The sequence below is a fragment of the Hydrogenivirga sp. 128-5-R1-1 genome (genome assembly GCF_000171895.1).
The window spans coordinates 1-2,808 of record NZ_ABHJ01000089.1; the positions used below are offsets into that span (position 1 = coordinate 1).

The window sequence follows — 2,808 nt, forward strand, 5'->3', positions numbered from 1 at the left end:
AACATCAATTAAATATTTGTTTCCATCAAGTTCCTTTAATATACCTTTGACAGAATAACCGTTTTTCACAAAAGGGATAGAAATTGAATATTTAATTAGTTCTAAAAACTTTGGAAAACCCAGCAAAACTTTAAGTTCTTTAGCAGAAGAGTTTAAATACTTTACATTTCCTTCTTTATCTACTACAGATACAGGAAACTCTATACTTTCTAATATCTCTTTAGGATTTATCATGTATACAATAATATACTAATGAGAAAAAAAGTAAAGGGGCGAAATGCCCCCTGTTATTATTTATTGTCTGGTGTTTCTATATTTAACAACTCTGGATTTTCTCCAACTTTTTCCTGAACGTTTTGAGAAATTCTATATGCACAGAATGAAGGTCCACACATTGAACAGAATTTTGCAGATTTGTATCCCTCTTGCGGGAGAGTTTCATCATGGTATTTTCTTGCTGTTTCTGGGTCTATCGCAAGTTCAAACTGTTTTTCCCAGTCAAATTCATATCTTGCTTTAGACATAGCATCGTCCCATTCTTTTGCACCGACCCTGTGTCTTGCAAGGTCTGCTGCATGAGCAGCTATTTTATATGCAATAAGCCCTTGTTTAACATCTTCAGCATTTGGAAGACCAAGATGTTCTTTTGGAGTAACATAACAAAGCATTGAAACTCCATACCATCCAGCCATTGCTGCTCCTATAGCAGACGCAATATGGTCGTATCCTGGAGCTATATCAGTTACCAATGGTCCTAAAACATAAAAAGGTGCTTCATGGCAAAGTTCCTGTTGTTTTCTTACGTTCATTTCAATCTGGTCTATAGGAACGTGTCCTGGTCCTTCTACCATAACCTGAACGCCATGTTCCCATGCTTTTTTAGTAAGCTCTCCAAGTACTTTAAGCTCAGCAAACTGTGCTTCGTCGGAAGCATCATTTATACAACCAGGTCTTAATCCATCACCTAATGAAAATGAAACATCGTATTTTTTGAATATTTCACAGATTTTATCAAAGTTAGTATAAAGAGGATTCTGTTTACCGTGAATTGTCATCCATTCAGCCATTATAGAACCACCTCTTGAAACAATACCCATAAGTCTGTGGTTCACCATTGGTAAAAATTCCCTTAAAACCCCAGCATGAATAGTCATGTAATCAACACCTTGCTGAGCCTGGTGTTCTATCATATCTAAAATATCTTGCTCAGTTAAATTTTCTATAGTCCTAACTTCCTGAAGTGCCTGATAGATTGGAACTGTACCTATAGGAACCGGAGAATTTTCAATTATAGCTTCTCTTATTTCATCAATATTCCCACCAGTTGATAAATCCATAACTGTATCTGCTCCGTATTTTAAAGCAACTCTTAACTTTTCAAGTTCTCCTTCCACATCAGAAACAACAGCAGAATTTCCAATATTAGCATTAACTTTACATTTCGCAGCAATTCCAATAGCCATAGGTTCAAGTCTGTAGTGGTTTATATTTGCAGGAATTATCATTCTCCCTCTTGCCACTTCATCTCTTATAAGTTCTACAGGAAGCTGCTCTCTTTTTGCAACATATTCCATCTCAGGAGTTATCACACCTTCCCTTGCATAATCCATCTGAGTTTTACCGTAAGTAGTACTTCTTGAAACAGCATATTTACTCATATCTAATACCTCCAGTTAAAATTCTATATAAAATAAAAAAGCCATCTTTCCAAAAAGGTAGAGTACGCCCTTCTACCTGATTAGAAAGATGGCCGTCCAGCAGCCCGCTTTCCCTACGGCGGTATTAACCGCATCAGGTTCCAAGGGTATACTCTCAAGCCCTATAAGAAGGACTACCCCCAGCGGGAGAACCTATTCTTTTGGTAATTAATTTATACTCATTATTCTGCATTACAAGAATGATTTTTATCAGCTAAGCTTTTTGTATACAGCACCTTCAGGCGTTAAAATACTTTCTATAATATTTATCTCTATATTTTTCATTTTTCCTATAATTTTATTTTCATATTTTTCCACCATACTAATAAATTTTTCTTCTTGAACAAATTTAGGTCTTTTTATTGTTATATGTGGGATGAAGGGCTTATTATCCTTTTCAAAACCGATTAAAGATAATTTTTCATTTATCTGATTATGTATATCAGTCAATACATTATCTTTATCTTTAACTTTTATAAATACAACTTTTGGACTTTTCAAATTTGGGAAGGCAGAAATTCCTTGAAAAGTTAAATTAACATTAATGCTTCTATTTAATATGTCTTTCAATTTTAATTTTACTTCTGATATTTTTTCATCACTTGTATTCCCTAAAAATTTGTAGGTTATATGTAAGTTTCTGTTTTTAGTCCATCTACCTTTTAATATACCGCTGAAATCTTTTTTTATTTTTGTATAGTTTTTTAAAATATCTTTCCCTTCTACAAAACTTCCTATGAATATTCTTTTCAAAACTTACCTCAGTTATTTTTCTTTATGATATTATATAGACAAAAAAGAGGTTTTTAAACAATGGAAATTAGAAATATTTCACAAACAGCCCCTCAGGCTGAAAAATCATCTATACTTGCAAAAACTTACGGACTACTTGCTGTAGGCTTTTTATTCATGGCAATTGGCACTATGGTCGGTCTTAACTTTGTCCCTCAAATGCTTTCACTTGGTAAATGGGGCTTCTTGCTTGTTTCTTTAGGGATAACTATTGGCACAATGGTACTTGCTATGCTTAATCAAAAAAATACATTAGGATATGTATTTTTTCTATCTTTTACTTTCTCTGTTGGATTTTTTGACGCACCGTCCATTGCTG

The 2,808-nt window shown here is 33.8% G+C and carries 3 protein-coding genes, 1 pseudogene and 1 riboswitch; of the genes and pseudogenes, 1 reads left to right on the top strand and 3 read right to left on the bottom strand.

Features of this window, described 5'->3' with window-relative positions; all coding sequences use genetic code 11:
• The 3 genes and pseudogenes from HG1285_RS04985 to thpR form a co-directional block, all read right to left on the bottom strand.
• Positions 1–234, bottom strand: a pseudogene (locus tag HG1285_RS04985) (histidine kinase); the annotation flags it as partial.
• A gap of 56 nt (positions 235–290) precedes the next feature.
• Positions 291–1,658, bottom strand: a complete 1,368-nt coding sequence (gene thiC, locus HG1285_RS04980) for a phosphomethylpyrimidine synthase ThiC (protein ID WP_008288506.1) — start codon at positions 1,656–1,658, stop codon at positions 291–293.
• Between the two features lie 92 nt (positions 1,659–1,750).
• A riboswitch (TPP riboswitch) is annotated at positions 1,751–1,849 on the bottom strand.
• A gap of 58 nt (positions 1,850–1,907) precedes the next feature.
• Positions 1,908–2,450: an RNA 2',3'-cyclic phosphodiesterase gene (gene thpR, locus HG1285_RS04975; protein ID WP_008288507.1), complete on the bottom strand. Its 543-nt coding sequence runs from the start codon at positions 2,448–2,450 to the stop codon at positions 1,908–1,910.
• A 60-nt stretch (positions 2,451–2,510) separates the two neighbouring features.
• On the opposite strand from thpR, the gene HG1285_RS04970 reads away from it, so the two are divergent.
• Positions 2,511–2,808 (top strand): hypothetical protein (locus HG1285_RS04970; protein WP_008288508.1); only part of this gene is annotated, 298 nt, incomplete at its 3' end.

What these genes read in the sequence shown, in the direction of transcription:
- thiC (WP_008288506.1), bottom strand. Translation starts at nt 1,658, where the DNA reads ATGAGTAAATATGCTGTTTCAAGAAGTACTACTTACGGTAAAACTCAG.